This is a genomic window from Martelella sp., assembly GCF_984369615.1.
Genome location: NZ_CFHTCS010000490.1, coordinates 1 through 2,623, shown reverse-complemented (window position 1 = coordinate 2,623; position 2,623 = coordinate 1). Strand labels below are relative to the sequence as shown.

The window sequence follows — 2,623 nt, the reverse complement described above, 5'->3', positions numbered from 1 at the left end:
CTATACCAACGATGCCATCGAGGCGGCGGTGGAACTGTCGGCGCGCTACATCTCGGATCGCAAGCTGCCGGACAAGGCCATTGACGTGATCGACGAGAGCGGCGCGGCGCAGATGCTGCTTCCCGTCTCGCGCCGGCGCAAGATGATCACCGAAAAGGAGATCGAGGCAACCGTTGCCACCATGGCCCGCATCCCGCCGAAGTCGGTGTCCAAGGACGACGAGCAGGTGCTTGCCAATCTCGAGCAGGAACTGCGCTCGGTGGTCTATGGCCAGGACAAGGCGATCGACGCGCTTGCAACCTCGATCAAGCTTGCCCGCGCGGGACTTCGCGAGCCCAACAAGCCGATCGGCTCCTATATCTTCTCCGGCCCCACGGGCGTCGGCAAGACCGAGGTATCGAAGCAGCTTGCCTCCTCGCTCGGCGTCGAGCTTCTGCGGTTCGACATGTCGGAATATATGGAGCGGCATACGGTGTCCCGCCTTCTGGGCGCGCCTCCCGGCTATGTCGGCTTCGACCAGGGCGGCCTTCTGACCGATGGCGTCGACCAGCATCCCCATTGCGTGGTGCTCCTGGACGAGATCGAGAAGGCGCATCCGGATATCTACAATATCCTGCTGCAGGTGATGGACCACGGTTCGCTGACCGACCATAACGGCAAGAAGATCGACTTCCGCAACGTGATCCTGATCATGACGACCAATGCGGGGGCTGCCGAAATGTCGAAGTCGGCGATCGGCTTCGGGTCTTCGCGGCGCACCGGCGATGACGAAGAGGCGCTGAACCGCATCTTCACGCCGGAATTCCGCAACCGCCTGGATGCCATCATCCCGTTTGCGCCGCTGCCGACGGAGGTCATCCATCAGGTCGTGCAAAAATTCGTCATGCAGCTCGAATCGCAGCTTTCGGAACGCAACGTCACCTTCGAACTGGAGGACAGGGCGGTCGAATGGCTGGCCTCGCGCGGCTATGACGAGAAGATGGGCGCCCGTCCGCTCTCGCGCGTCATTCAGGAACATATCAAGAAGCCGCTCGCCAACGAGATCCTGTTCGGCAAGCTCAAGAAGGGCGGCGTTGTCCGCGTCGACGTGAAGACGGACGAGGACGGCGGGCAAGAACTGACGCTCGATGCCATTCCGGACTCAACGCCGGTCAAGCCGTCCGAACTGAAGTCGGACGGGCCGAAGGGCAAGGCCGGCAGGAAGGGCTCGAAGTCCAGCAAGTCCGCCGCCGACAGCTGAGCGGCGTGCACATCACGAGCTATGGAAACGCCGGGCCCTTCGCCCGGCGTTTTCCGTGGGACCTTCTCCAAAAGACGTCGCGCCGTGCGCCGCGCGTATCGGTATCGCGAATGCGGGCTCCGACTTTCGATTTGGCGCGAGCGCCGATCATGATAAAATCCCCCCATGACGACGACACCCGGATTTCAGCGCTGGCGGCACAGCGCGCCGAAAGCTGAAACGCACATCGTCTTTCCCGACGGTTGCCGTGATCTACTGGTCCTTCGCCCGCCTTGCGCGCCTGTTCGGGTTCTCGTGACCGAGCTTGATTTCCTGCCGCGCCGGGCCGCCCTTGATTCCGGCGTCGAAATCGAAGGGTTTCGTCTTCGTCCGGGCGCGACGATCTCGCCCATGGCGTTGGAGGCGATTGCCGCGTCGCCCGAATGCGTCGAGACGATCCTCGGAGACGAATGCCAGAGGCGCGACAGCCTGGACGACGTGATCATGGCGTTGAGCGAGCCGGGCGCCACTGTCCTGTCGGCGTCCAAACGCCTCGGCATATCAGTGCGCACGCTGCAACGGTCTTTTCTCGGCCGCGCCCTGCCTCCGCCCGATTTCTGGCGGCTGCTGGCCCGTGCCAGGCGTGCCGTCGGAATGCTGCGGTCGGAGATGTCCCTTGCCGAAATCGCCGATGCCTGTGGCTTCAGCGACCAGGCGCATATGACGCGTGACCTGACGCGATGGTTCGGCGTGACGCCGGCGGGGTTGCGCCGGCGCCAGCCTACGCTCGCACTGCTCTGTCAGCCGGCGCTCGGCAACTGGACCGGCGAGCAGATTTCAACGAGATAGCCATTCGGATCGCAGACATAGGAGGTCGTCTGGCCCCAGGGTTCGTGACGCACCTCCTGCACGGGTCTTGCGCCGGCGGCGAGCGCGCGATCGAAGCCGGATCGGACGTCATCGGTCTCGAAAGCGATTTCGAAGACCGGAGATTCGGGACGGGGCTTGCCCGGCGTCTTGCCAAGTTCGCGCATCAGCCGGGTGGAGGAAAAGGCGAGCTTCGTCTCGCCGGTGGCGAGCTCGCCATAGTCTCCCGATTCATGCAGGAAGCTCCGCTTCATGTCGAAGGCGCGCTCGTAAAAGTCCAGCGTTTCGGCGACGTTGTCGACGTAAAGGATCGTGTATCTCAGGATCATGATGGTTCTCCGGTTGGGTGGTTCCGAAGACCATTCTGCGCCGGGCGGCTGCCTCTGTCTTGAAAGATCACGACACAAGCGCGTTTGCGTCAGGAGGAGATAGGCAACCACGCGCGCCGGTCAGCTCTGTCGCCGGTGTGGGCGGGCGCCAACAGGGTGAAAGGCGGAACAGATCTAGAGCGCCGTGCGTCCATTCGGACGCACAAAG

At 63.2% G+C, this 2,623-nt stretch carries 3 protein-coding genes; 2 read left to right on the top strand and 1 reads right to left on the bottom strand.

Annotated elements, in window-relative coordinates:
- Nucleotides 1-1,240, top strand: a 1,240-nt coding sequence (locus tag AC5DC2_RS22710; protein ID WP_491700127.1) for an AAA family ATPase, incomplete at its 5' end; no start/stop codon positions are given.
- A gap of 165 nt (nt 1,241-1,405) precedes the next feature.
- Nucleotides 1,406-2,068 (top strand): AraC family transcriptional regulator, encoded by a 663-nt coding sequence (locus AC5DC2_RS22705; RefSeq protein WP_024707879.1) that lies wholly within the window; start codon nt 1,406-1,408, stop codon nt 2,066-2,068.
- Here AC5DC2_RS22705 and AC5DC2_RS22700 read toward each other — a convergent pair.
- A complete protein-coding gene (locus AC5DC2_RS22700) occupies nt 2,020-2,415 on the bottom strand; it encodes a VOC family protein (RefSeq protein WP_024707878.1) in 396 nt (131 codons plus the stop codon). The two genes, AC5DC2_RS22705 and AC5DC2_RS22700, sit on opposite strands and share 49 nt — an antisense overlap.
- Between the last annotated feature and the right edge of the window lie 208 nt (nt 2,416-2,623).